Consider the following 25,345-nt stretch of genomic DNA (forward strand, 5'->3'; position numbering starts at 1 on the left):
TTAGACCATGATCTTGTCCGAAAACCGGATTCCACTCTTCGGGATCATGGTCTACTCCGCCGCACCCAGATATTCCGACAGCGGCGGGCAGGAGCAGACCAGGTTGCGGTCGCCAGCGACGTTGTCGATGCGTGACACCGGTGGCCAGTATTTTGCCGCCGTATCGGCATCGCCGGCGGGGTAGGCCGCTTCCAGGCGCGAATAGGGATGGGTCCACTGGCCGGCCAACGCCTCGGCGGCGGTATGTGGCGCATTGACCAGAGGATTGTCGGCCAAGGGCCATTCGCCCTTCGCCACCTTGGCTGCCTCGCCGGCTATGGCGATCATGGCTTCGCAGAAACGATCCAGCTCGCGCTTGGGCTCGGATTCGGTCGGCTCGACCATCAGCGTGCCGGCCACCGGGAACGACATGGTCGGCGCGTGGAAGCCATAGTCGATCAGCCGCTTGGCGATATCGTCGACGCTGATGCCGGCGCTGTCCTTGAGCACGCGGGTGTCGAGGATGCATTCATGCGCAACGCGTCCGTTGCGCCCCTTGTAAAGCAGGGGGAAATGCTCGCCAAGCCGCGTCGCCACGTAGTTGGCGGAGATGATCGCCGTCTCGGTCGCCTGCTTCAGGCCGGAAGCGCCCATCATGCGGATATACATCCAGGTGATCGGCAGGATCGAGGCGCTGCCGAACGGTGCCGCCGCCACGGCATGGGCCGAGCCTTCGGTGACGTGGCCGGGCAGATATGGCTTCAGATGCGCCTTGACGCCGATCGGGCCGACGCCGGGGCCGCCGCCGCCATGTGGAATGCAGAAGGTCTTGTGCAGGTTCATGTGGCAGACATCGGCACCGATATCGCCGGGACGGGCGAGGCCGACCAGAGCGTTGAGATTGGCGCCGTCGAAATAGACCTGGCCGCCATGGCTGTGGACGAGCGCACAGAGGTCGCGCGCGCCTTCCTCGAAAACACCATGCGTTGAAGGATAGGTGAACATCAGCGCCGCGAGGTCTTTTGCATGCTCGGCCGCCTTGGCCTGCAAGTCTTCCATGTCGATATTGCCGTCCTCGGTGCAGCGCACGACGACGACACTCATGCCGGCCATGGCCGCACTTGCCGGATTGGTGCCATGCGCCGAGGACGGGATCAGGCAGACGGTGCGATGGCCTTCGCCACGCGACAAATGATAGCCGCGAATGGCGAGCAGCCCTGCATATTCGCCCTGGCTGCCGGCATTGGGCTGCAGGGTCACCGCGTCGAAGCCGGTGATCTCCGCCAGCCAGCCTTCCAGCTCGTCGATCATGGCGCGATAGCCTACCGAATGGCTCGCCGGGGCAAAGGGATGCAGGTTGGCGACATCGGGCCAGCTTACCGGCATCATTTCGGCGGCGGCGTTGAGCTTCATGGTGCAGGAGCCGAGCGGGATCATGGCGCGGTCGAGCGCCAGGTCCTTGTCGGACAGCCGGCGCAAGAAGCGCATCATGTCGGTTTCCGAGTGGTTTTCGCGGAAGACGGGCTGGGTGAGGAACTCCTTGCCGCGCGGTTTTCCTGGCATGGAACTGCCGGCGGCAACGCCGGCCTTGGCGCCGAAAAGTGCTGCGATCGCCTCCAGATCGGCCTCGGTGGAGGTCTCGTCAAAGCTGATGCCGACATGGTCGGCGTCGATGACACGCAGCAGCCGGCCGGTCTTCTCGGCGGCGGCGGCAAGTGCGGCGGCTCTGCCCTTCACTTCCACGGTCACCGTGTCGAAGCGGCTTCCGCCGAGCACCGAAACGCCTGCTGCCTTGAGGCCGGCAGCCAGGCGGTTGGCCAGCGTGTGGACGCGGCCGGCAATCGCCTGCAGCCCGGCAGGGCCATGCCAGATCGCATAGGCCGTCGCTATGTTGGCGAGCAGCGCCTGTGCGGTGCAGATGTTGGAGGTCGCCTTGTCGCGGCGGATATGCTGCTCGCGTGTCTGCAAGGCCAGGCGATATCCGGGACGGCCCTTGCTGTCCGTCGACTGGCCAACGAGCCGGCCGGGCATCAGCCGCGTCAGCCTGTCGGACACGGCGCAATAGGCGGCGTGCGGCCCGCCAAAGCCCATCGGCACGCCAAAACGCTGCATCGGGCCGACGGCGATGTCGGCGCCAAGCCTGGCTGGCGCGTCGGTCAGCGTCAGGCCCAACGGATCGGCAATGAAGACGACCAGCGCGCCGGCAGCGCGGGCCTTGTCGATCGCTGCCTTGTGATTGCCATAGACGCCGAATGTATCGGGCCAGGAGACCAGCAGGGCGGCGGTGTTGTCGTCGATCACCTCGCCGTCGACCTCGATGCCGAGCGGTTCGGCGCGGGTGCGAACGACGTCCAGCGTCTGCGGGTGCGGCGTGCCGGCCAGTGCCACCTTGGTGCGCTTGTCGCGATGATGGCGCAGCGCAATGCCGACCGCTTCGGCCACCGCCGTCGCCTCGTCGAGCAGCGAGGCCGACGCCACCGGCAAGCCGGTCAGCTCGGTGACCAGCGTCTGGAAGTTGAACAGCATTTCCAGCCGGCCCTGGCTGATCTCGGCTTGGTAAGGCGTGTAAGCCGTATACCAGGCCGGGTTCTCGAACAGGTTGCGCTGGATCACCGGCGGCACGTGGACGCCATGATAGCCGCTACCGATGAAGCTCTTCAGCACCGTGTTCTTTGCCATCGTCGCCGCGAGCTCGGTCAGCGCTTCCGCTTCGCTTGCAGCGGCGGGCAAGGCCAATGGACGGTCGAGCCGGATCGACTTCGGCACTGCCTGGCTGATCAGCGTCTCGACCGAGGGAACGCCGATCGTGGCCAGCATGGCTCTGACGTCTTGGAGGCCCGGGCCGATATGGCGAGCCGAGAAGGGGTAGGGTGCTGCGGTCATCTTGCTGGTCCTGCTATCAACCAATATGGGCTTTGTAAGCGGCTTCATCGAGGAGGCCGTCGAGCTGGCTCTCATTGGCCAGCTTCATCTTCCACAGCCAGCCGTCGCCGGTTGCCGCCGAATTGACGAGCGAAGGATCGGCCGACAGCGCGGTGTTGGCTTCGGTGATCTCGCCGTCGACTGGTGCGTAGACGTCCGATGCCGCCTTGACCGATTCGACCACCACGGCCGTATCGCCCTTGGCCAGCTTTTTCCCTGGCTCAGGCAGTTCGACGAAGACGAGGTCACCGAGCTGCTGCTGCGCGTAATCGGTGATGCCGACGGTGGCGATGCCGCCCTCGACGCGAAGCCATTCGTGATCTTCGGTGAAATAGGTCTTTGCCATTGAAATCATCCTTTGCGGTAGCGATGGGGCGTGAAGGGCAAGGGGTGGATGTCGACCGGGATTTTCGTCCCGCGGACATCGGCGAACAGTCTTGTGCCGGGCTTGGCAAGCGGCGTCCGGACGTAGCCCATTGCCACCGGATGACCGGCCGAGGGGCCGAAGCCGCCTGAGGTGACATGGCCGGCAGGGTTGCCGTCGGCGTCGAAAAGGGCAGCACCGGCGCGCACCGGCTGGCGGCCGTCCGGCTTCAGGCCGACGCGTTTTTGCGCCGGGCCGCGCTCCAGGATGGCGCGCAATGCATCGGCGCCGATGAACGCGCCAGAGGCGCGAACCTCCTTGGGGATGGCCCACATCAGCCCGGCGCTGGCCGGATCGATCTCCGGCGTGATGTCCAGCCCGTGCAGGCACAGTCCTGCTTCGAGCCGCAGGCTGTCGCGGGCGGCAAGGCCGATCCACATCACTCGCTCGTCCTCGAGCAACCTGGTGACGAGGGTTCGCGCGTCCGCTTCCGGCAGGCCGATCTCGAAACCGTCTTCGCCGGTATAGCCCGACCGGCTCATGAACCAGTTTTCGCGCGGCTCGATGCCGTGCATGAACACCAGCGAACCGGTCTCGATGCCGGCGCGGGAAAGGGCAGCCCATGCCTCGGGGCCCTGGATGGCCAGGAAGACGCGGTCGAGCGCGTCCACCTTCACGTCGAAATCCTCGGCAAGTTCACGCAGATGCTTTTCGTCGGCGGCGGCGTTGCCGGCATTGGCGACCATCATGAAGCGCTCGACGCCGAGCCTGGTGACGATCAGATCGTCGAGTATTCCGGCGGCCTCATTGAGGAAGAACGTGTATTTGGACTGGGAAACCTGAAGCGCGCCGGCATCGAACGGGCAGGCGCGGTTCAGAAGCGCTGCTGCGCCCGGGCCGCTGATTTCGAACAGCTTCATGTGCGAGATGTCGAACAGGCCGGCATGCTCGCGGCTGTGAAGATGCTCCTTCATCACGCCGGCCGGATAGGTCAGCGGCATCGACCAGCCGGCGAAGGCGCCGAAGCGCGCACCGGCTGCCATGTGCAGATCTTCGAGGGGAAGGTGTTTGGTGTCGTCGCCCGTCATGTCATCTCCAGAGTCGCACGCAAGCGGTCGCGAATGGCGACCAGTCCGTGCCCCTCTGTCTGAAGCCTGAGAGACTCGCGCCCCGTAACTCTGTCGGCAGCGCTTACACCTTCGGCGCGGGGGCAAGCCCCGACTTTCCAGAGTGTCTTTCCCGTCTACGGTTCTTTTGCCTGAGAGATTTCGGGCGATTTCCCCTTCGGCGGCAGCTCTCGCTGCTCTCTCCCGCAAACAGGTAGGACTCGGTTAAGAGCCCTCGACTCGTCATCCATAGCCCGTGGACGACACCTTGTCACCTGCCAGCGACATTTTTACTGGCAGTCTTCTGCGGGCCTTCTTTACAGGCAAGCCTTCGCTAACCACGCCGCTTGCCGGTTTCTCAAGACCTTGCTGATATGCCGGATAAGGGCCGGCAATTGCCGGCGGCGGGCGGGGAACAAAATGGGCGAATTGATCATGAGCGCGCCAGTGGCCGGGCTGACCTCGAAAAATCGGATCACGGCGGAAGACGTGGTCATGCTGCGCGGCGAAGTGTTCGGCGACGGCGTGGTAACGCGCGGCGAGGCCGAGGCGCTGTTTGCGCTCGACGCGACGGCGAGGGACAAATGCGCGGAATGGCTCGAGTTTTTCGTCGAGGCCGTCACCGACTTCATCGTCCACCAGGAACAGCCGGCCGGCTATGTTTCCCAGGACAATGCCGACTGGCTGATCCGGGCGATTTCGCGCGACGGCATGGATGACAGCCGAACCGAACTCGAGCTGCTAGTGCACGTGCTGGAAGTTGCCAAATCATCGCCGAGCACGCTTTCCGGCTATGCGCTGGAGCAGGTCGCTCATGCGGTCGTGGATGGCAAGGGGCCGCTGACGACCGGCGGCAGGCTTATCCCTGGGTCGATAGCCAAGGCTGAGGTCGAGCTGTTGCGCCGCATCCTTTACGCCTATGGCGGCGATGGCAACATCGCCATCAGCCGCGCCGAGGCCGAGGTGCTGTTCAAGATCAACGAGCGGACAGTGGCGGGCGACAATGATCCGTCGTGGAACGATCTGTTCGTCAAGGCGATCGCCAATTTCGTCATGTGTTCGGCCGGCTACGAAGCGCCGGTGCGCGATGTGGCGCTGCGCCGGGATGCTTTTTTCGAGCAGGCCGATCCGGAGATCGGCGGTTTCTTCAGCCGCATGGTGTCGGGTGGCCTGTCCGGCATTATGGAGGCCTATCGTTCACCGGGCGACGTCGAGGCCGAATGGGAATCGAGGAACAACGCAGCCGAGGCTCTGGCCCGCCGCGCCGAGACGGTCGATGCCGGCGAGGCGAAATGGCTAGCTGAACACATCGGCGACCGGCCGCTGCAGGAGAACGAGCGTGCGTTGCTGACGCTGATCAAGCACGCCTCGCCGGAAATCCACCCGGCGCTCAAGCCGCTGATCGACAAGGTCGCATAACAGGTCGCCAACCTATTGCTTGGCAGGTTCCGGCTTGGCGCCGGTGTCGAACCGCGACATCCATTTGAAGCTGCCGAACCAGTAGCGGCGCACGCCGCCTATGGTGCCGTCAGCGGTACGCGCGCCGATCCAGTTGTTGACGTATTGGATGAGGCGGACATCGTCCGGCCGCATGGCAAACGCCTCCGGCGTCCGCAACAGCGGACCGCCCACCATTTTCAATTTCGCGTCATAGAGCCTGGCGGCCATTTGCGGCGTTGGCGATGTGGCGACCATCGCCTGTGCGTCGCCGCCGATGATCGCGGCGAAAACATCTGAGGTATTGTCGAAAGACAGGATGGTCGCCTTAGGAAAAGCTTCCTTCGCGGCGGCTTCATCGGTGGAATTGGACAACACGGCGATCTTGTATCCCGGCGCCGCTACTGCCTTTCCCGGCCTTTTCCCAAGGCTGGCGATCGTCGCAACCATGCGGATATCGGCGGTACCGGTCTGGTTGGAGAACACCACCTCGCGTGCGCGTTCCGGCGTGCTGGCGTAGCCCGCCGCGATCATGTCGAAATCACCCTTGAGCAGTCGTGTCTTGAGGTCGTTCCAATGCACCTCGACCAGCTTCAGGTCGACGCCGAGATCAGACGCCAGCGCATTGGTCAGGTCGACATCATAGCCGGCGAACTTCCCGTCGGCCTTCTTGAGGATCCATGGCGGGTTGAGCGCCACGCCGACCGTCAGTGTCTTCTGGTCGATGATGCGCTTGAGGCTGTCATCCGCCCGGGCTGGCAGCAGCGACAAAGCCAACCAGGCAGAAAGGGCAAGTATAGTTGTGGCGATCATCTTAGCGCGCATTAATATAACCTCGCTGAGCCCGTCCGGTTGTCAGATTTACACAGAGGTGCCATTCTGTCGATAGCGGACCCTGATGGAGAGTTGCGATGTCGGCACGGATGGCGGTTAGCAGTTCGATGATGTTCCTGGTTTGCATCCTGGGCAACCCGGCGAAGCTTTCGTTGCTGCCGGCGGCAGCGCAGGCTGCGGGGGCAAAACGCATGGTCTGCTCCAGCGCCGATTACCGCTATTCCTATTGCGGGATCGATACGCGACGTGGCGTGCAGTTGACCTCCAGGCTTTCGAAGGCGCGTTGCGTATATGGTAGAAGCTGGGGCTATGACGGCGGCGGCATCTGGGTCGACAATGGTTGCTCGGCCGAATTCGCAGTCGCCGGCCCCAACCGCAATCCCTCTGCTGGCGACGTCGCTGCAGCCATTATCGTCGGCGGCGTGGTAGGCGCCATTCTCGACAACGGCAATTCGCACCGCCATCATTCCGACAATTACTATCCGAAGCCGCGCCCGCGCCGTTACGACCAATCGATCGATCCGACGCCGCAATTCGACAATCAGGGCAATCCCAACTTCGATACCCACGGCAACTACCAAGGACCGCACGGGCTGGGGAAGCTTGTTACCCCTGACGACAATCCTGATCTGAATCCGGCCCTGCGCAGCGACGGCGACGACAGCGACGACGACAGTTAGATGAGGCTTAAGTCAGGTTTCGGTCAGATGCCGCCGTACCAGTCGTAGCCATTGTCCTCCCAATAGCCGCCTCTGCCGCCGCCGACATTGGCGAAGCCGTCGACCAGCTCGATCTTGGTGAGGTATTTCGGCATTTTGTAGCCGAGCTGGCGCTCGACGCGGACGCGCAGCGGCGCGCCGTTTTCGACCGGCAACGGCTTGCCGTTGAGGCCATAGGCAAGGATCGTCTGCGGATGACGGGCATCGATCAGGTCGATCGAGCCGTAATATTTGATATCGCCGGCAAGGCTGCGGTCGATCGTATCGAGGCAGTGGAAGATGACGTAGCGCGCCTGCGGCTTGACCACCGCCTGGTCGAGCACCAGCGACAGCGGCGTGCCGGTCCATTTGGCAATGCAGCTCCAGCCCTCGACGCAGTCGTGGCGGGTGATCTGGGTGCGGCTCGGCATGTTCATCAGTTGGTCGCGGCTCAGCGACAGCGGTTTTTCGACGAGGCCGGAAACCTCCAGCCGCCAGTCGGCGAAATCGTTGGCGAGCAGGCCGTTGTAGAAATCGTCGTCGGGCGCTGTGACGCCGTTCGGCCGCTGCGGCTGGCGAATGTCGGCCTCGGTGAACTCCGGCGCCAGCGCGTCACGGCCGGCAAGCAGCCGCTGCGCCCGCCAGGTCAGGCCATTGGCGCTTTCGAGGAAACTGCGCAGGCCGTCGCCGACGCCAAGCTGGCTGTCGAAGGCATCGCAGCCCGAAAGCATGATGCCGGAAAGGCCCAAGCTGGCCGAGGTCAGGAACTTTCTTCGGCTTATCTGTAGCTTGGGGCTGATCTCGAATTTCGCCATGTCAGGCGCTCCTCTCGGGTGCTTTGTCGCCATGCGCCGGCGGGTCGGTTCGGTACCAGCCGGTGATGATCGAACGCAGCTCGTTGATCGGGCCGGCGGCGAGGATCATCAGGATGTGGATGATGAAGAAGGCGACGAGCAGCAGCATCACCGTGAAATGAATGGTGCGCGCCGTCTGCCGGCCGCCGAGCAGGTCGTTCAGGAATGGCAGTACCGAGTTCATGCTCGGCGACATGGCCAGGCCGGTGACGATCATCAGCGGCAGCAGCACGAACAGCACGCCGCCATAAGCCATCTTCTGCAGCGTGTTGTATTCGCGCCTGTGGTGGAACCGGAACCTGGCGTGGTCGACAATGTCTCGCGGCAGCCGCCTGATATCATCGAGGCGCGGGGCAAGATCGCGCCGCAAATGGCCGTTGATCAGACTGGCGACCAGCCAGACCAGCAGCGTGGTGGTCAGCACCCAGGCGAAAAAGAAATGAACGACGCGCGCGGTGCCGAGATCGTAGTAGGAAGGGATCGTCGCCCAGGACGGGAAGGCGCGGGAGGTCTCCTGGCCGGCCGGACCCGACCAGCCGAGCACGCCGGTGGTATCGAAGCGCTTGCCGAAGATGTCGGTGTAGCCGCGCGGGCCAGTCACCGTGTTTTCGGCGCCAATGGCGAAGATGGTGTTGTTGTAGCCAAAGCCCGACTCCTTGCCGATGTAGAGCTGTGGGCGGGCGTTAAATATTTGCAGACCGGAAAGCAGCATGAAGAACAGCGCGATCGCCCACAGCCAATGCGTCAGCCGCGTCCAGCGCGACTGCCGATAGATCAGCGTCGCATCGCTCGGCGCGGCGGTATCTGCTTCGGCGGCTTGGTTTCTGGCAAGCGATTCCATCTGTTGTTCCCTCCGGCCGCACGTTCGCCGCGGCCTGTCAGATCTCTTCTCCTCCCAATACGTCGCCAGCTTAAGCGATGTTTCACCCGATCCCGGATTTATTACGGACTGCCGAGGCTGACTGCGAGGTTGACCGCGGCTGCCACGATCACCGTGTTGAAGAAGAACGACAGGATCGAATGCACAAGCACGACACGGCGCATTTGCGAGGTTGTGATGTTGGTGTCGGCAGTTTGCGCCGTCATGCCGATCACTGTCGCAAAATAGAGGAAATCCGAGCCTTCCGGCCGTTTGCCGCCCGGGAAGTCGAGGCCGCCGACCGGAATTTTCTTTTTGGTGTCGCCATCCATCGCGTCGCCGTCCAACCAATAGAGATGTGCGTAGTGAAGTGCCGCCATCGCATGGATGGTCAACCAGCCAAGCGGGATAGACAACAACGCCACCGTAAGCTCGACGGGATCCGCGCTCTTCTCCCTGTTGATCAATTGAAACAACGAGATGATGGCAATTGCGACCACAACCAGCGTGACCGCGAAGATGGCCAGCACCGGCAGGTCCGTGTCGCCTGCATTCTTGCGCAGATAGCTGCCAGTAAGCCGCGGCATGTGAGCGACGACAAGACAGAGATAGGCGGCAAAGAACACATTGGCGCCGATCGAATAGGCAAGCGGCGCACGCCAGATCAGCGCTGCGGCGAAGGCTGCCACGCCGATGCAGGCCGACAGCGCGAACGGCGTGTGGCGTTGCATGGGCATCCTGGTGGGGGTACCGGTCGTCATGGTTTCAGTCCGCTGAGGCGGATTTCAGCGCCCGCCGCAAGATGCGGTCAAGCTCGCCGAGAAACCGCGAGCGATCCTGCGGCGCGAAGCTCGAATTGTAGCCCTTGCTTTCGCCGGTCTCGCGCAGGTGCTGCTTGAGGTCGCGCATCGCCACCGCCATGCCGATCGTCTCAGGCGTAAACGGGCGTCCCGTCGGGCCGAGTACATGGGCGCCAAGCGCCACCGCGCGGGCAGCAAGCGGGATGTCGGCGGTCACCACGATGTCGTTGGGCCGGGCATTTTCGACAATCCAGTCGTCGGCGGCGTCCGCACCCTTGGAGACGACGACATTGCGGATCATCGGATCGCGCGATGGACGCAAGCCGCCATTGGAGACGAAGGTGACGACGATGCCGTGCCGCTCGGCGACCTTTTCGACCTCGGCCTTCACTGGGCAGGCATCGGCATCGACGAGAATAGCGGGTGCGGGCATCGTTGTTCCAAATGTGAAAGAGCCGGGCGACGTCGCCCGGCTCGATCGATGATAGTCGAGCGGCTACTAGGCCGGCAACGCGCCGGATCTCTTTGCCGTCCAGGTGGCGATATAGTCCATCAAGCCAGGATTGAGGCAGTCATAAGGCTCGAGCCCGATCGACTTCAGCTGTGACCTTATGCCGTCCATACGGCTCGGATCGACACCGGATTCGATGATCGACGAGACGAAGGCGGTGAAGCCCGGAGGCGACCAGCCGTCCTCCTGGAAGCGCTCCGGATGGATGAAGGACAGCCCCTTGAAAGCGTGGTCGCGCTCGACCGGGCCGTGCATGTGGACGCCGCAGCCGGTGCAGGCATGGCGCAGGATCAGCGCGCCCGGATCGACGATCCTCAGCTTGTCGCCGTTTTCGGTGACCGTCACGTCGGTTGTACCGGCCACCGCCACCACCGAGAACAGTGCGCCTTCCGGCTTCCAGCATTTGGTGCAGCCGCAGGCATGGTTGTGGGCGATCTGGCCCTTGACCTTCACCTTGACCGGATTGCTGGTGCAGGCGCAGACCAGCGTCCCGCCGGCAAAGTCGGCCTTTTCCCTGGGCAGTCCATTGTCGATTTTCGGATGCAGTTTTTCCGGCATTTTTGTCTCCTCCCTTGTTGAACATGTGCATTTTCGGCCGCTGGCTGATTGGCCGGCGGCTTTCTCCTCCTCCTCAGTAAACTACCACGCTCCTGATCGACTTGCCTTCGTGCATGAGGTCGAACCCCTTGTTGATGTCCTCGAGCTTCAGCGTATGGGTGATCATCGGATCGATCTGGATCTTGCCGTCCATGTACCAGTCGACGATTTTTGGCACATCGGTGCGGCCGCGCGCGCCGCCGAAGGCGGTGCCCATCCAGGTGCGGCCGGTGACCAATTGGAAGGGTCTGGTCGAAATCTCCTGGCCGGCGCCGGCGACGCCGATGATGACCGACTTGCCCCAGCCGCGATGCGAGGCTTCCAGCGCCTGGCGCATCACCTTGGTGTTGCCGGTGCAGTCGAATGTGTAGTCGGCGCCGCCGATCTGGTCGGCACCGCGCTTGGTCATGTTGACGAGATGCGGGACGATGTCGCCGTCGATCTCCTTCGGATTGACGAAATGCGTCATGCCGAATTTCTCGCCCCAGGCCTTCTTGTCGTTGTTCAGGTCGACGCCGATGATCAGGTCGGCGCCGGCAAGGCGCAGGCCCTGGATGACGTTGAGGCCGATGCCGCCAAGGCCGAAGACGACAGCGGTCGCGCCTTGCTCGACCTTGGCCGTGTTGATCACCGCGCCGATGCCGGTGGTGACGCCGCAGCCGATGTAGCAGATCTTGTCGAAGGGGGCGTCGGCATTGACCTTGGCCACCGCGATCTCGGGCAGCACGGTGAAGTTGGAGAAGGTCGAGCAGCCCATGTAGTGGAACAGCTTGTCCTTGCCGATCGAGAAGCGCGACGTGCCGTCAGGCATCAAGCCTTGACCCTGCGTGGCACGGATGGCGGTGCAGAGGTTGGTCTTGCGCGACAGGCAGGACGGGCACTGCCGGCATTCCGGCGTATAAAGCGGGATGACATGGTCGCCCTTCTTGACCGAGGTGACGCCCTTGCCGACGTCGACGACGATGCCGGCGCCCTCATGGCCGAGGATCGCCGGAAACAGGCCTTCCGGGTCGGCGCCCGACAGTGTGAACTCGTCGGTGTGGCAGATGCCGGTTGCCTTGATCTCGACCAGCACCTCGCCATCACGGGGACCTTCGAGGTCGACCTCCATGATCTCCAGCGGCTTTCCGGCGGCGACGGCGACAGCGGCGCGCGTTTTCATCAGGCAATCCTCCCATGGCAGTCTGCAATCCAGGTTAGATTTAACTTACCACTCAGCTCTGCGCTATGCACGAAGCGACGTTCTGATCCCGGATTTTCGTCAGAGCTCGCCGATTTGCGTCCGGGATAGGCTCCGACTTTGCCTTGACCGGCCCCCTGAAGCCCATAAAACGGGAAGCCCGGAAAAGAAGGGCAGCCGAGGGACGAGGCCTGCATGTTCACAAAGATCCTGATCGCCAACCGTGGCGAGATCGCCTGCCGTGTGATCAAGACGGCGCGCAAGATGGGCATCGCCACCGTCGCGGTCTATTCCGACGCCGACCGCGATGCCGTGCATGCCGAAATGGCTGACGAGGCGGTGCATATCGGCCCTTCTCCCGCCGCGCAAAGCTATCTGGCCCCGGAAAAGATCATCGCCGCCTGCAAGGCGACAGGGGCCGAGGCCGTGCATCCCGGCTACGGTTTCCTGTCCGAGCGGGCATCCTTCTGCGAGGCGCTGGAGCAGGAAGGCATCGTCTTCATCGGCCCGAAGCCCAAGGCCATCAAGGCAATGGGCGACAAGATCGAATCGAAGAAGTTCGCCAACGCGGCCAAGGTTTCGACGGTGCCCGGCTGGCTTGGCGTCATCGAAAACGTCGCCCATGCCGAAAAGATCGCCGGCGAAATCGGCTATCCCGTGATGATCAAGGCCTCGGCCGGCGGCGGCGGCAAGGGCATGCGCATCGCCTGGAGCAAGGCCGAGGTGCGCGACGGCTTCGACCGGGCGCGCTCGGAAGCCAAAAGCTCGTTCGGCGATGACCGCGTCTTCATCGAGAAGTTCATCGTCGATCCGCGCCATATCGAAATCCAGGTGCTTGCCGACGCGCATGGCAACACGCTCTATCTCGGCGAGCGCGAATGCTCGATCCAGCGCCGCAACCAGAAGGTCGTAGAGGAGGCGCCGTCGCCGTTCCTCGATCCCAAGACCCGCAAAGCCATGGGCGAGCAGTCTGTGGCGCTGGCCAAGGCGGTCGACTACCAGAGCGCCGGCACGGTCGAATTCATCGTCGATAGCGACAAGAACTTCTATTTCCTGGAAATGAATACGCGCTTGCAGGTCGAGCATCCGGTGACGGAACTGGTCACCGGCATCGACCTGGTCGAGCAGATGATCCGCGTGGCGGCCGGCGAAAAGCTCGCCATCAAACAGGGCGACATCAAGCTGAACGGCTGGGCGGTGGAAAGCCGCCTCTATGCCGAAGACCCGTATCGCAACTTTCTGCCGTCGATTGGCCGGTTGACGAGATACCGGCCGCCGGAAGAGGGGCAATTTGGCGAAATAGTCATCCGCAACGATACTGGCGTCACCGAAGGCTCGGAAATCTCGATGTTCTATGATCCGATGGTCGCCAAGCTGTGCACCTGGGCGCCGACACGGCTTGCGGCAATAGATGCGATGTCGGAAGCGCTGGACAGGTTCGTTGTCGACGGCATCGAGCACAACATACCGTTCCTGGCGGCGCTGATGCAGCATCCGCGCTGGCGGGAAGGGCTGATATCGACCGCTTTCATCGCCGAGGAATACCCAGACGGCTTCGCGCCGATCGTGCCAGACGCCGAGGAGAAAGCGGTGCTGGCCGCGATCGCCACCGCGGTCGAACTGCTGCGCCGCGACCGGCTCGACCGGCTGGGCGGGCGGCTGGCGCCGCATTCCGGCGCCTTGAAACGCGATTGGGCGGTGAAGATCGGCCGGGATTATCTTTCGGTCGCCATCGTCGAAGGCATGATTTCCATTCCGATGGAGCTCGACCTCACAATCGACGGCGACAAGGCACTGAGGGTGACCTCCGACTGGCGGCCGGGCGATCTCATCTGGCGCGGCAAGGTCGGCGGCCGCAAAGTCGCGGCGCAGGTCAGGCCGGTGCTGAACGGGTTCCGCCTTGCCTGGAAAGGCATGTCTGTGACAGCCCGCGCCATGCTGCCGCGCACCGCCGAACTCGAAAGGCTGATGCCGGAAAAAGTGGCGCCGGACACGTCGAAGATGCTGCTCTGCCCGATGCCTGGCCTCGTCGTGTCGATCGCGGTTGCCGAGGGGCAGGAGGTCAAGGCCGGCGAGACGCTGGCTGTGGTCGAGGCGATGAAGATGGAAAACGTGCTGCGCGCCGAGCGCGATCTCATCGTATCGAAGCTCAACGCCAAGCCCGGCGACAGCCTTGCGGTCGATGCGGTGATCATGCAATTCGCGTGAGGCTGAAATCCGCCTCGGCGCCGGCCTGGGACGTTGGAGATTAGCGAAAGCCGAGGTGACGGCCAATCTCCCCCTCGTGGGGGAGATGTCCGGCAGGACAGAGAGGGGCGCGAAGAAACGCGACCTTGCAATGGGTTGGCACGCTCAGTGGAGGAGGGACAGGCGAGGCCGTGAGGAATTCGCTTTTTGCCGTCGTGGCGTATTTTGTTCTTGCTTTGTGCCGGCAGCTATGCTACTAATCTCGGTATGGTGCTAATTGGCTCCAACGACCCGCCCGCTGTGGCGGGTTTTTTGTTTCCGGCCTGAGGTCGGCGGGACAGCGCCCCTCTCTGTCCTGCCGGACATCTCCCCCACGAGGGGGGAGATTGGCAGCTTCAGCGGTTGCTCTAAACTTCCAAAGCTCCAATCGCTTCCGCTGGACTCGTGTTACCCGGTGCCGGACAATACATCTTCATCGACTGAGTCCTTGTGAGGCGGCGCGAAAAAACCATGGCGAATGAGAGACTTCCACGCGATCCCTTGCTGCGCGAGGCCTATGCAAAGGCGTCGCGGGCGGAGCAGGCGGCGCGTCGGTTCATTCATCTGCGCGTGCATTCGGCCTATTCGCTGCTCGAAGGTGCCTTGCAACTCGGCAAGATCGTCGGCCATGCGGTGCAGGATGAATGCCCGGCAATAGCCGTCACCGATACCAACAATCTGTTCGGCGCGCTGGAATTCGCCCAGAAAGCCGGGAAGGACGGCATCCAGCCGATCATCGGCTGCCAGATCGACCTCGCCTTTTCCGGCGAGGCGAGCGACAGCCAGCGCGACCGCAGGCGGCAAGGACCGGAGATGCGGCCCGTCGTACTGATCGCCGCAACCGAGGCCGGTTACAGCAATCTGGTCAGGCTGGTCAGCCGCGTCTACCTCGAGACACCGCCCGGCGAAGCGGTGCATCTGACGACCGAGATGCTGCAGGGCCACTCCGACGGTCTGATCTGCCTTACGGGCGGGCCGCGAGGCCCGATCGGCAATGCCTTGAAAGAGGACCGCCGCGAACTCGCCGAGACCCGGCTCCTGGCGCTCAAGGGCCTGTTCGGCGACCGGCTCTATGTCGAGCTGGAGCGCGTGTCCGGCTACGACCGCACGATCGAGCAGTCGTCGGTCGACCTCGCCTACCGCCACGATCTGCCGCTGGTTGCCACCAACGAGGCGTTTTTCTTTTCTCGTGAAGACTATGAGGCGCATGACGCGCTGATCGCCATCGCCGAAGGCTCCGTGGTTGCGGCCGACAATCGCCGCCGCCTTTCGCCCGACCACTTCCTGAGAAGCCAGGCCGATATGGCGAGGCTGTTCGCCGACCTGCCGGAAGCAATCGACAACACCGTCGAGATCGCGCTGCGCTGCTCCTACTATCCGAAGACCCGCAACCCGATCCTGCCGCGCTTTGCCGGCCGCGATGTCGCCGACGCCGAAGCGGCGGTTAAAGCGGAGGCGCAGGAGCTTGCCCGGCAGGCGCATGAAGGGCTGGACGCGCGGCTGGCGGCGCATGGGCTCACACCCGGCTACACGGCCGACCAGTATCGCGAAAGACTGGATTTCGAGCTCGGGGTCATCGAGAAGATGAAATATCCGGGCTATTTCCTGATCGTTGCCGACTTCATCAAATGGGCCAAGGCACAAGGCATTCCGGTCGGCCCGGGCCGCGGTTCGGGCGCCGGCTCGCTGGTTGCGTATTCGACGACCATCACCGACATCGATCCGCTGCGCTTTTCGCTGCTGTTCGAGCGCTTCCTCAATCCCGATCGCGTGTCGATGCCCGACTTCGACATCGACTTCTGCCAGGACCGGCGCGAGGAGGTCATCCGTTACGTCCAGCAGAAATACGGCCGCGACCAGGTCGGCCAGATCATCACCTTCGGCACACTACAGGCGCGCGCGGTGCTGCGCGACGTCGGCCGCGTGCTGCAGATGCCTTACGGCCAGGTCGACAAGCTGAGCAAGATGGTGCCGTCGAACCCGGCCAATCCGGTCAAGCTCGCCGACGCCATCGCCAACGAGCCGCGCTTTGCCGAAGAGGCCGAGCGGGAGCCGATCGTGCAAACGCTGCTCGACACGGCGCAGAAGCTGGAAGGTCTCTACCGCCACGCCTCGACGCACGCCGCCGGTATCGTTATCGGCGACCGGCCGCTGTGGGAACTGGTGCCGATGTACCGCGATCCGCGCTCGGACATGCCGGTCACACAGTTCAACATGAAGTATGTCGAGCAGGCCGGGCTGGTGAAATTCGACTTCCTTGGGCTGAAGACGCTGACCGTGCTGGACAGGGCGGTCAAGCTGATCCGCCGCCGCGGCATCGAGATCGATCTCGCCCACATTCCGCTCGACGACCCGGAAACCTACGCCATGCTGTCGCGCGGCGAGGTGGTCGGCGTGTTCCAAGTGGAAAGTGCCGGCATGCGCAAGGCGCTGATCGGCATGCGGCCCGACTGTATCGAGGACATCATCGCGCTGGTCGCGCTCTACCGGCCGGGGCCGATGGAGAACATCCCGACCTACAACGCCAGAAAGCATGGCGAGGAGGAGATGGCGTCGATCCACCCGAAGATCGACCATCTCGTCAAGGAGACGCAAGGCGTCATCGTCTACCAGGAACAGGTGATGCAGATCGCGCAGGAGCTTTCCGGCTATTCGCTGGGCGAAGCCGATCTGCTGCGCCGCGCCATGGGCAAGAAGATCCGCGCCGAGATGGACAAGCAGCGCGAGCGCTTTGTTTCCGGTGCGGTCGAGCGTGGCGTCGGCAAGCCGCAAGCCGACTTCATTTTCGACCTGCTGGCAAAGTTCGCCGACTATGGTTTCAACAAATCGCATGCTGCCGCCTATGCCGTCGTGTCGTACCAGACCGCCTATCTGAAGGCGCATTACCCGGTCGAATTCCTGGCCGCATCGATGACGCTCGACATGGGCAATACGGACAAGCTCGCCGATTTCCGCCAGGATGCGCTGCGTCTCGGCATCGAAGTGGTGGCGCCATCGGTGATGACGTCGTTCCGGGATTTCGAGGTCGGCGAGAACCGCATCTTCTATTCGCTGGCCGCGCTCAAGGGCGTCGGCGACGCGGCGGTCGAGCACATCGTCGCCACGCGCGGCGAAAAGCCGTTCAAGAGCCTCGCCGATTTCTGCGAAAGGGTAGATCCGAAGATCGTCGGCAAGCGCGTCTTCGAAAGCCTGATCATGGCTGGCGCGCTCGACTGCTTCGGCCACGACCGCGCGGCGATGATGGCCGGCGTCGAGCGGATGATGGGGCTGGCATCGCTGGCGCAGCAGAATGCCGTCACCGGCCAGCATGACATTTTTGGCGCTTCGCTTGGCGCACAGTCGCGGGCACTCAACCTGCCGGCGACCGACCCCTGGCTCGCCGCCGATCGCCTGCATCGCGAATTCCAGGTGGTTGGATTCTATCTCTCGGCGCATCCGCTCGACGAATACAAGGCGGCGCTGCAGAAAATGCGGGTGCAGACCTGGGGCGAGTTTTCGGCCGCCGTCAAACGCGGTGCTGCCGCCGGCCGGCTCGCCGGTACCGTCACCACCAAGCAGGAACGCAAGACGCGCACCGGCAACAAGATGGGCGTCGTGCAGTTTTCCGACACGTCGGGCCAGTATGAAGCGGTGCTGTTTTCGGAGGGGCTGGCACAATACCGCGACCTGCTCGAACCCGGCCGCTCGGTGGTGATCACCGTTTCGGCCGAGGACAGGCCGGAAGGCGTCAATCTGCGCATCCAGACCGTGCAGTCGCTGGAGGACGAGGCAAGCCGCATCCAGAAAGCGCTGCGCATCTTCGTCAGAAATGACGCACCGGCATCGACAATCCAATCGCAACTTGGGCAGCGTGGCGACAGTCAGGTGAGCATCATCGTCATCAAGGAAGGCGGCGAGGGCGAGGTCGAGATTGAGTTGCCCAACCGCTACCGCGTCTCGCCGCAGATCGCGTCGGCGATGCGCGCTGTGCCAGGCGTGGTGGAAGTGGAGCTGGTGTAGCCGGCTGCCCGGCTGGCAACACTGGACGGCTGGTGGCCCAAACGTTATCGCAGTCGCCATGAATGCAATAGACAAGAGTGGAGCGCAGGATTCTTCAGCCTTGGCGCGGCTCCGCGACATGCTGCGCAAGCTATATCACGGGCGCACAGCGGCGGCGTTCCGGTTTCAGCTTGCGGCTGTTGTCATCGACCTCGCCATCATTGCCTTTTTTATTGCCACGCCGGTGATACAGAAGTCGTCCTCGTTCCTCTGGCTGGACTACTCCGTGGCAGCACTCGTCGCCGCCGACATGATTGCCCGGCTGCTTGCCTCCAACGACATGCTGCGCCTGATGAGACAGCCGGCGTCGTGGATCGATGCCTTCATCCTGCTGACTCTGCTGATGCCTACGGCGCTGGCCAATCTCGGTTTTTTGCGCATCCTGCGGCTGTGGTCGCTGTCGCGTAGCGGCGCGCTGTGGCGATTTCTCGAGATGCGCGGCTTCAGGCGATGGCGCGAGGCGAGCCGCGCGGTCATCAATTTCCTGACGTTCCTCTTTGTCATCACCGGCTTCGTCTACACCTTCTTCTTCCGCACCGTGGGCGGTCTCGAGGGCTATGTCGATGCGCTGTATTTCACCGTCGCCACAGTTACCACGACCGGCTTCGGTGACATCGTCCTGCCCGGCGTGGCCGGCAAGCTCACCGCGATCGCCACCATGATCATCGGCATATCGCTGTTCGTCAGGCTTGCGCAGGCGCTCTTCCGTCCCACCAAGGTGTTCTTTCCTTGCCCGCAATGCGGGCTGCAGCGGCACGAGCCCGACGCCGTCCATTGCAAGGCCTGTGGGCACGTTCTGAACATACCCGACGATGGCGATTGAATTGCAGGGCTACGATGCTGCGACCTCAGCCGGTTTGGCGGCTTTTTTCTGCAGATTGAGCAGATTGCCGAGCAGGATCAGCGCGCCACCGCCAGCGGTGAAGGCGTCGATCTGCTCGTGATAAAGCAGCCATCCGATCACCGCCGACAGCGGTACGCGCAAAAAGTCCATTGGCGAGATGACCGTCGCATCGGCATAGACAAGTGCGCGGGCCATGCAGAAATGCGACGACATGCCGGTAAACGCGATCAGCAGGATCCACGGCCAGAGCTCGAGCGGCGGGTTGCGCCATTCGTATAGCGCCGGGACGAGGCCAAGCACCGACTGGATGATCAGCATCCAGAAGATGATGCGCACGACGCTGTCCGTCCGCGTCAGCGACTTGACGAGAACCACCGAGACGCCGAAGCAGACTGCGGCTCCCAGCACGATAACATGCCCCGGATTGACCGCACCGACGCCCGGGCGCACGATGATCATCACGCCGATCAGCCCCAGCACGATTGCCGCAAGCCGTGGCCGGGAGAGCCTTTCGCCGAGGAAAGCGACCGCCAGCAGGGCGGTCCAGATCGGCGTGGTGAATTCGATCGAGATCAGCACCGCAAGCGGGATCAGCGTCAGGGCGTAAAGCCAGGCAGCCTGGCCGGTATAGTGGACGACGTTGCGGGCGATATGGGCCAGCGGACGCCCGGTGCGCATCGCCGCAAAACCGCCTGACATCATGACCAGCGGCAGCAGGATGAAAAAGCCGATCACCGAGCGCAGCTCGAGCACCTGGAAGACGTTGAGCTCTGCCGTCGTGGCCCGGCCGGCGACCGACATCGCCAGGAACGAGGCGATCGACAGCGCCATCCAGAACGCGGCCTTGGGGATCGAGGGTGCGGGTGCCATGCGCGCTATGTCGCAAGCCGGGGCTTTCATCGCAACCGCTAGCCGACGCATTCGACTGGGCCAGCCGTGAAGCGTTGCAAACAGTGATGTTGAAGCCGGAACCCGCCGCTGAGGGAAGCGTTGGTCCCTCAGTGTTTGCGTGCCGTGTTTTGGATACCAACGAGGAGCGGTCCGATGAAATCACTCGCACGATTTGTACTTGCCGGCTGCCTGACGGCCGGGGCCGGCGCAGCGCATGCCGACGATCCGGATTTTCTTCGCTCATTCCAGGGGAATTTCGCCGGCAAGGGCATCGTCAAGGTCACCACCGATGCGCCGACGGTGAATGTCTCCTGTCACTTCAATTCCGACGCGACGTCGAACTCATTGTCGCTCGACGGCAGCTGCCGCGGTCTTATCTTGGTGACGCGCGACATCAGCGCGGACCTCAGGTCCAGCGGGACGAAATACAGCGGCACCTATGTCGGATCGCGCACCGGGCCGGCGCAATTGAGCGGCAGCCGAAAAGGCAACGCAATCAATCTCGGCATCCGCTGGGCCAAGGAGGTCAATGGCGATCGCAAGGCGCAAATGACGGTCGAGAAGAATGGCGAGGACGGCATGCGGCTGACCGTTATCGACGTCGACCCGAAAACCGGCGAGCGCGTGATTACCAGCCGGATCGATCTGCGGCGCACTTAGCACTATCACTCCTCGATCGGTTCGGGCGGGTGCGCATCACGGCCCTTGCCGAAGGTATAGCCGGTTTCCACCGCCCTGCGGCCGAACTTGCCGCGCAGCGTGTCGATGGCGCCTTCGGCCATGGCGCGCTTGCGTGACTTGACGTCGACCAGGTCGGGCGGGTCCGCCCGGTCATCGTCGGAGAGATCGCTGACGCCAATGCCGAGCAGCCGGTATTTCGTGCCATCCGCTTCCTTGCGTAGCAGCTCGAGCCCGGTCTGAAAGATGCGGTCGGCCAGCCGGGTCGGATCGCCGAGCTGGCGATTGCGCGTGCGGATCTTGAAATCCTGGGTCTTCAGCTTGAGGACGACGGTGCGTCCGGCAATGCCGGATTTTTTCAGCCGGGCCGAGACTTTCTCCGCCAGCGCCCTCAGCACCGAAACCAGTTCCTCGACGGAGGCGATGTCGGTGTCGAAAGTGGTTTCCGCCGAGACGCTTTTCGCGTCCTGGTCGGGAACGACGCGGCGGTCGTCCTCGCCGCGCGAAAGCCGGTAGAGCCGGTCGCCCATGACGCCATAGCGGCGCATCAGGTCGCCGCGTTCCATGCGCTGCAGCTGGCCGATGGTGCGGATGCCGTCGCGCTCGAGCGTGGCGGCAAAGGCCTTGCCGACGCCCCAGATCAGCGTCACCGGCTGCTCGGCCAGGAAGCCGATAGCCTCGGCCTCGCCGATCACCGAAAAGCCGCGCGGCTTGCGGAAGTCCGAGGCCACCTTGGCCAGGAACTTGCAATAGGACAGGCCTGCCGAAACGGTGATGCCGATCTCCTTTTCGACGCTGAGAGCGAAGCGCGCCAGCACCACCGCAGGCGGCAGGCCATGCAGGCGCTCGGTGCCGGCGAGGTCGAGGAAGGCCTCATCGATCGAGAGCGGCTCGACCAGCGGCGTCAGCGCCTGCATCATGGCGCGCACCTCGCGGCCGACGCGGACGTATTTTTCCATGTCCGGCGGGAGGACCACCGCGTCCGGGCAGGCTTCGAGCGCCTTGAACATCGGCATTGCCGAGCGCACGCCATGGATGCGGGCGATATAGCAGGCGGTGGAGACGACGCCGCGCTTGCCGCCGCCGATGATCAACGGCCGGTCCTTCAATGCCGGGTTGTCGCGCTTTTCGACCGCCGCGTAGAACGCGTCGCAATCGATATGGGCAAGGCGCAGCCGGTAAAGCTCGGGATGGCGCGCAAGCCGCGGACTGCCGCAGCGCTCGCAACGGCGTGCCTCGCTGCGCTGAAAATTCAGGCAGTCGCGGCAAAAACCGTGTTCGGGATTGTTGACAGGGGCCGCCATCGCTGCGAACATAAAGAGAACAAATGCAATGGTACGTCAGGACGGACGCCACGACAAGGCGGTGGGCCGGGAGAGAGCTCATGAATACGACCATAGCGCCGCTAGTGCCCGAGCTTTGGGCGGATTTCGAAGATCTTTTCGGTAAGCAAGGCGCCTGCTACGGCTGCTGGTGCACACATTTCCGGCTGTCGCCGGCAGCGCGCCGCGCGAGCGACCGGGAGCGCAACAAGGATCATATCAAGGCGCGGATCGAGGCCGGGCCGCCGCCCGGCCTGCTGGCCTTCGAGGACGGCCGGGCAGTCGGCTGGATGCAGATCGGCCCGCGCGCCGACGTGCCCGAATGGAACAACCAGGGCAGGGGGTCGGCGCCGCTCGACCCCGCCGATGCCACCGATCCCGGCGTCTGGGCGATCTCCTGCTTTTTCATCCGCGCCAAGGCACGCGGCAGGGGCCTGTCGCACCGCCTGGTCACAGGCGGCATCGACTTCGCACGGGAAAATGGTGCCCGGCTGGTCGAGGCCTGCCCGATCGATCTATCGAAGGATTCGCGCTCGATCGGGCTGTTCGTCGGCTCGTCGCGGGTCTTCGAAAAGGCCGGGTTCCAGCGATTGGTCGAGCGCAAGCCGGGCCGGCCGCTGGTGCGGCTGGTGCTTTAGGCAATGCCGCGGGCGACATCGATCCGTCCGGCTCGCCTTGCGGTTGTGATGGTAATTCCCTACCAGTGATAGAAACGGTTTGACGGCCGCGAATAAGTGAGGATCGACATGAAGCGCGTTTTGCCACTTGTTTTACTGCTTGCCTGCAGCGGACCGGCCTTCGGCCAAGCGGTCGACAGGCAAGGGGCGAAGCAGCTTTCCGACGATCTGGCGCGCTATATCGGAAAGAAGCTGTTCGATATCGGGTTCGTGAAAATTTCAGTCGACGGCGATGCCTACAAGCTCGCATTCGACTTCAAGCCAGTCACGGATTTGATGGCAAAGCCGCAAGCCTTCAAGTTCGACATCACGCCTTACTTCATCTTGGTCAAGCCGCGCAAAGATGGACACTGGGACGTTTCGGCGGACGTGTCCCCGAAGGGGTCTATCGATTTCGTTGGCCCTGAGGGGGCGCAGCACATCGACTTCTCCGTGTCGGACAACAAGTTCACCGGAGTTTATGACCCCGACCTGGCCGCTTTCGCGAGCGCAACCGGTTCGATGGCTGGCATGACGATGACCACCCGAGAGCCCAAGCAGCAGGCGGATGTCACGGTCGGTCCTGGCACTGCCGTAATAGTTTCGACCAAATCCGCAAACGGCGGCGTCGATTTCACGGTGACGGAAAAAATAACGAACTTCGCCGAAACGATCAAAGTCAACGATCCCAAAAGTGGGTTGAGTTTTCCGGCTGCTGTAAAAGCGCCTGAACTTTCTGTGGATGCGGCCGGCAAGGGTTTGCGGACAAAGCCGCTGCTCGACCTGCTTGCTTTCATCGTGGCGACTGATGATGCAGCCAAATTCAAGGCGGATGGGGCGGAGTTCAAATCGCTTCTGACGGCAGCACTGCCGTTGTGGGAGCGGATCGACGGCACCTACGGCTTCAAGGACCTTGTGGTGGAGAGTCCGGTCGGCAAGTTCGGTGCGACGCAACTGAATACCGCTGTCGGCATGGACGGCATCGCCAAGGAAGGCAAGATCAACTACGCGTTCAAGGTTTCCGGCCTGACAATACCGCAGCAGGTGCTGCCCAGCTGGAGCGTTGCGTTGCTGCCGACGGATATCGACCTCAACTTCGGCGGCGCCAACATCGATCTGGACAGCATGGCGAAGAAAACCATCGAAACCCTTGATTTCAGCAAGGATCCACCGCTGCCGGCAGATTTCGGCAACCAGATCTCCGCCGATTTCCTGGCCATGACGCCAAAGGCCATTCTCGGACACAGCACGATCAAGAACGGCAACATCGAGATTGCGATGGAAGGCGAGATGACCTTCCCCGGCAAGAAGCCGCGTGCGGACGTGACAATCGACATCACCGGCTACGACAAGATCGTGGAGACCTTGCAGACGGCGGCGAAGACGGACCCGCAGGCCGCGCAGTATTTTACCGGCGCGCTGGCGATCAAAGGGTTTGGCAAGACGCTGCCGGACGGCCGGCTTGAATGGGTGATCAACACCAAAGCCGACGGTTCGGTGACGGTCAACGGCGCCATGCTGGAGCCGGCCGACCCCGTTGGGACGGACAACAGTGGGGAAGAGGCAACGCCATAAAGCACCAGCAGTGGCCCATCGTCTGCGGAAGGCTCTTCGATCTGCCCGCAGTCTCGGCATCGTGGCTTATGTCGAATGCTCATGATTGTCGTCGCCGAGCGGCAGTGCCCGCAACGCCTTGCCCACTGCGGCCGGCGGCGTGCCGGTTTCCTCCGAAAAACGCATCAGCGTCGGCTCGTGGGCGAGGATGAACTGCAGCACGCCGGCCAGGAAACCCGGCTCGCCGGCCGCCCGGCGGATGGAATGGGCCTCGATGCCGGTGATCGCCAGGAAGCGGGGCAGAAGTTCCGGATCGGCGGCGACGAAGCCCAACGCCTTTACGGCAATGGTTTCGGCTTCCTCGCGCATTGACGCTGCGTTTGCCATCGCTACTTTTCCTTCGTGGGGGAATCGTTCTGTTTTCGCAGTAGTGGCAAGTGTTGCCGGCAGCAAGCTCGCCGACCTGGAATCCGAACGCTTTTCCGGCGGCCGGTTTCCGTTTCGTCAATCATATTGCCGTATAGTGGGAACAGGTTTGGTGCGTGCCGACAAGGGGCGCATGACGGCACCCTTCGAGTGGAAGGCCAGCCGGGACGGGAAATCGATGCCTAAAAAGGTTATGATCGTCGAGGACAACGAGCTCAACATGAAGCTCTTTCGCGACCTGATCGAAGCGAGCGGCTACGAGACTGTGCGTACACGCAACGGCCTGGAAGCGCTGGATCTGGCGCGGCAGCACAGGCCGGACCTCATCCTGATGGACATCCAGTTGCCCGAAGTGTCCGGCCTCGAGGTGACCAAATGGTTGAAGGAGGACGATGATCTCCACGTCATCCCGGTCATTGCCGTCACCGCCTTCGCGATGAAGGGCGACGAGGAGCGCATCCGCCAGGGCGGCTGCGAGGCGTATATTTCCAAGCCGATCTCGGTGCCGCGTTTCATCGAAACCATCAAATCCTACCTGGGCGATGCCTGATGTATCTTTCCAGCCGAGC

At 63.1% G+C, this 25,345-nt stretch carries 22 protein-coding genes and 1 riboswitch; of the genes, 9 read left to right on the forward strand and 13 right to left on the reverse strand.

The window, feature by feature from the left end:
• Positions 1 to 51: 51 nt before the first annotated feature.
• From gcvP to gcvT, 3 genes are read right to left on the reverse strand one after another with little or no spacing between them, the layout of a single operon-like run.
• A complete protein-coding gene (gene gcvP, locus NKJ93_RS00565; RefSeq protein WP_352586977.1) occupies positions 52 to 2,862 on the reverse strand; it encodes an aminomethyl-transferring glycine dehydrogenase in 2,811 nt (936 codons plus the stop codon).
• 16 nt (positions 2,863 to 2,878) lie between these two features.
• Positions 2,879 to 3,247, reverse strand: a complete 369-nt coding sequence (gene gcvH, locus NKJ93_RS00570; protein WP_352482176.1) for a glycine cleavage system protein GcvH — start codon at positions 3,245 to 3,247, stop codon at positions 2,879 to 2,881.
• Positions 3,248 to 3,252: 5 nt separating this feature from the next.
• On the reverse strand, positions 3,253 to 4,353 hold the full coding sequence (gcvT, locus tag NKJ93_RS00575; protein ID WP_352495367.1) for a glycine cleavage system aminomethyltransferase GcvT: 1,101 nt from the start codon (positions 4,351 to 4,353) through the stop codon (positions 3,253 to 3,255).
• Positions 4,354 to 4,501: 148 nt separating this feature from the next.
• Positions 4,502 to 4,588: riboswitch (glycine riboswitch) on the reverse strand.
• Between the two features lie 203 nt (positions 4,589 to 4,791).
• Between gcvT and NKJ93_RS00580 the strand changes: the two genes are divergently transcribed.
• Entirely contained in the window at positions 4,792 to 5,790 is a 999-nt protein-coding gene (locus NKJ93_RS00580) for a hypothetical protein (protein WP_352495366.1), read from the forward strand.
• A gap of 12 nt (positions 5,791 to 5,802) precedes the next feature.
• Here NKJ93_RS00580 and NKJ93_RS00585 read toward each other — a convergent pair whose 3' ends face one another.
• The gene (locus NKJ93_RS00585) at positions 5,803 to 6,621 is read right to left on the reverse strand and encodes a transporter substrate-binding domain-containing protein (RefSeq protein ID WP_352586979.1); all 819 of its coding nucleotides are present in this window, start codon (positions 6,619 to 6,621) and stop codon (positions 5,803 to 5,805) included.
• Positions 6,622 to 6,719: 98 nt separating this feature from the next.
• Between NKJ93_RS00585 and NKJ93_RS00590 the strand changes: the two genes are divergently transcribed.
• Entirely contained in the window at positions 6,720 to 7,322 is a 603-nt protein-coding gene (locus tag NKJ93_RS00590; protein ID WP_352495364.1) for a DUF3011 domain-containing protein, read from the forward strand.
• A 23-nt stretch (positions 7,323 to 7,345) separates the two neighbouring features.
• Here the strand turns inward: NKJ93_RS00590 and NKJ93_RS00595 are convergent, their stop codons facing one another.
• The 6 genes from NKJ93_RS00595 to NKJ93_RS00620 all read right to left on the reverse strand — a co-directional run bounded on the left by NKJ93_RS00595 (position 7,346) and on the right by NKJ93_RS00620 (position 12,123).
• The gene (locus tag NKJ93_RS00595) at positions 7,346 to 8,155 is read right to left on the reverse strand and encodes a molybdopterin-binding protein (protein WP_352495363.1); all 810 of its coding nucleotides are present in this window, start codon (positions 8,153 to 8,155) and stop codon (positions 7,346 to 7,348) included.
• Between the two features lies 1 nt (position 8,156).
• A complete protein-coding gene (locus NKJ93_RS00600) occupies positions 8,157 to 9,035 on the reverse strand; it encodes a cytochrome b/b6 domain-containing protein (RefSeq protein WP_352495362.1) in 879 nt (292 codons plus the stop codon).
• A gap of 101 nt (positions 9,036 to 9,136) precedes the next feature.
• Positions 9,137 to 9,814 carry a DUF1345 domain-containing protein gene (locus NKJ93_RS00605; protein ID WP_352482182.1) on the reverse strand — a complete coding sequence of 226 codons (678 nt, stop codon included), beginning with the start codon at positions 9,812 to 9,814 and terminating at the stop codon, positions 9,137 to 9,139.
• 4 nt (positions 9,815 to 9,818) lie between these two features.
• The gene (locus NKJ93_RS00610; RefSeq protein WP_352482183.1) at positions 9,819 to 10,286 is read right to left on the reverse strand and encodes a YaiI/YqxD family protein; all 468 of its coding nucleotides are present in this window, start codon (positions 10,284 to 10,286) and stop codon (positions 9,819 to 9,821) included.
• Positions 10,287 to 10,352: 66 nt separating this feature from the next.
• Positions 10,353 to 10,922 (reverse strand): S-(hydroxymethyl)glutathione synthase, encoded by a 570-nt coding sequence (gene gfa / locus NKJ93_RS00615; RefSeq protein ID WP_352482184.1) that lies wholly within the window; start codon positions 10,920 to 10,922, stop codon positions 10,353 to 10,355.
• A gap of 73 nt (positions 10,923 to 10,995) precedes the next feature.
• Positions 10,996 to 12,123, reverse strand: a complete 1,128-nt coding sequence (locus NKJ93_RS00620) for an S-(hydroxymethyl)glutathione dehydrogenase/class III alcohol dehydrogenase (protein ID WP_352495361.1) — start codon at positions 12,121 to 12,123, stop codon at positions 10,996 to 10,998.
• 213 nt (positions 12,124 to 12,336) lie between these two features.
• Between NKJ93_RS00620 and NKJ93_RS00625 the strand changes: the two genes are divergently transcribed.
• The 3 genes from NKJ93_RS00625 to NKJ93_RS00635 all read left to right on the forward strand — a co-directional run bounded on the left by NKJ93_RS00625 (position 12,337) and on the right by NKJ93_RS00635 (position 19,228).
• Positions 12,337 to 14,349, forward strand: coding sequence for an acetyl-CoA carboxylase biotin carboxylase subunit (locus tag NKJ93_RS00625; protein ID WP_352495360.1), 2,013 nt, complete (start codon positions 12,337 to 12,339; stop codon positions 14,347 to 14,349).
• Positions 14,350 to 14,838: 489 nt separating this feature from the next.
• Positions 14,839 to 18,366, forward strand: coding sequence for a DNA polymerase III subunit alpha (gene dnaE, locus NKJ93_RS00630; protein ID WP_352495359.1), 3,528 nt, complete (start codon positions 14,839 to 14,841; stop codon positions 18,364 to 18,366).
• A 58-nt stretch (positions 18,367 to 18,424) separates the two neighbouring features.
• Complete coding sequence (locus NKJ93_RS00635; RefSeq protein WP_352482189.1) at positions 18,425 to 19,228, forward strand: ion channel; 804 nt, start codon at positions 18,425 to 18,427, stop codon at positions 19,226 to 19,228.
• A 9-nt stretch (positions 19,229 to 19,237) separates the two neighbouring features.
• On the opposite strand, the gene NKJ93_RS00640 is transcribed toward NKJ93_RS00635, so the two are convergent.
• A complete protein-coding gene (locus NKJ93_RS00640; RefSeq protein ID WP_352495358.1) occupies positions 19,238 to 20,119 on the reverse strand; it encodes a DMT family transporter in 882 nt (293 codons plus the stop codon).
• Between the two features lie 174 nt (positions 20,120 to 20,293).
• On the opposite strand from NKJ93_RS00640, the gene NKJ93_RS00645 reads away from it, so the two are divergent.
• Complete coding sequence (locus NKJ93_RS00645) at positions 20,294 to 20,800, forward strand: hypothetical protein (RefSeq protein ID WP_352495357.1); 507 nt, start codon at positions 20,294 to 20,296, stop codon at positions 20,798 to 20,800.
• 5 nt (positions 20,801 to 20,805) lie between these two features.
• On the opposite strand, the gene NKJ93_RS00650 is transcribed toward NKJ93_RS00645, so the two are convergent.
• The gene (locus NKJ93_RS00650) at positions 20,806 to 22,134 is read right to left on the reverse strand and encodes a DNA polymerase IV (RefSeq protein WP_023720118.1); all 1,329 of its coding nucleotides are present in this window, start codon (positions 22,132 to 22,134) and stop codon (positions 20,806 to 20,808) included.
• A 68-nt stretch (positions 22,135 to 22,202) separates the two neighbouring features.
• Here NKJ93_RS00650 and NKJ93_RS00655 point away from each other — a divergent pair, with 68 nt between their 5' ends.
• Complete coding sequence (locus tag NKJ93_RS00655) at positions 22,203 to 22,778, forward strand: GNAT family N-acetyltransferase (protein WP_352586982.1); 576 nt, start codon at positions 22,203 to 22,205, stop codon at positions 22,776 to 22,778.
• A gap of 363 nt (positions 22,779 to 23,141) precedes the next feature.
• Positions 23,142 to 24,371, forward strand: a complete 1,230-nt coding sequence (locus NKJ93_RS00660; protein ID WP_352586984.1) for a hypothetical protein — start codon at positions 23,142 to 23,144, stop codon at positions 24,369 to 24,371.
• 66 nt (positions 24,372 to 24,437) lie between these two features.
• Here NKJ93_RS00660 and NKJ93_RS00665 read toward each other — a convergent pair whose 3' ends face one another.
• A complete protein-coding gene (locus tag NKJ93_RS00665) occupies positions 24,438 to 24,737 on the reverse strand; it encodes a DUF3572 domain-containing protein (protein ID WP_023720115.1) in 300 nt (99 codons plus the stop codon).
• Between the two features lie 172 nt (positions 24,738 to 24,909).
• Between NKJ93_RS00665 and NKJ93_RS00670 the strand changes: the two genes are divergently transcribed.
• Positions 24,910 to 25,326, forward strand: a complete 417-nt coding sequence (locus NKJ93_RS00670; RefSeq protein WP_348625950.1) for a response regulator — start codon at positions 24,910 to 24,912, stop codon at positions 25,324 to 25,326.
• The last annotated feature ends 19 nt before the right edge of the window (positions 25,327 to 25,345 follow it).

This window comes from Mesorhizobium sp. M0028, assembly GCF_040323855.1.
GTDB lineage: Bacteria > Pseudomonadota > Alphaproteobacteria > Rhizobiales > Rhizobiaceae > Mesorhizobium.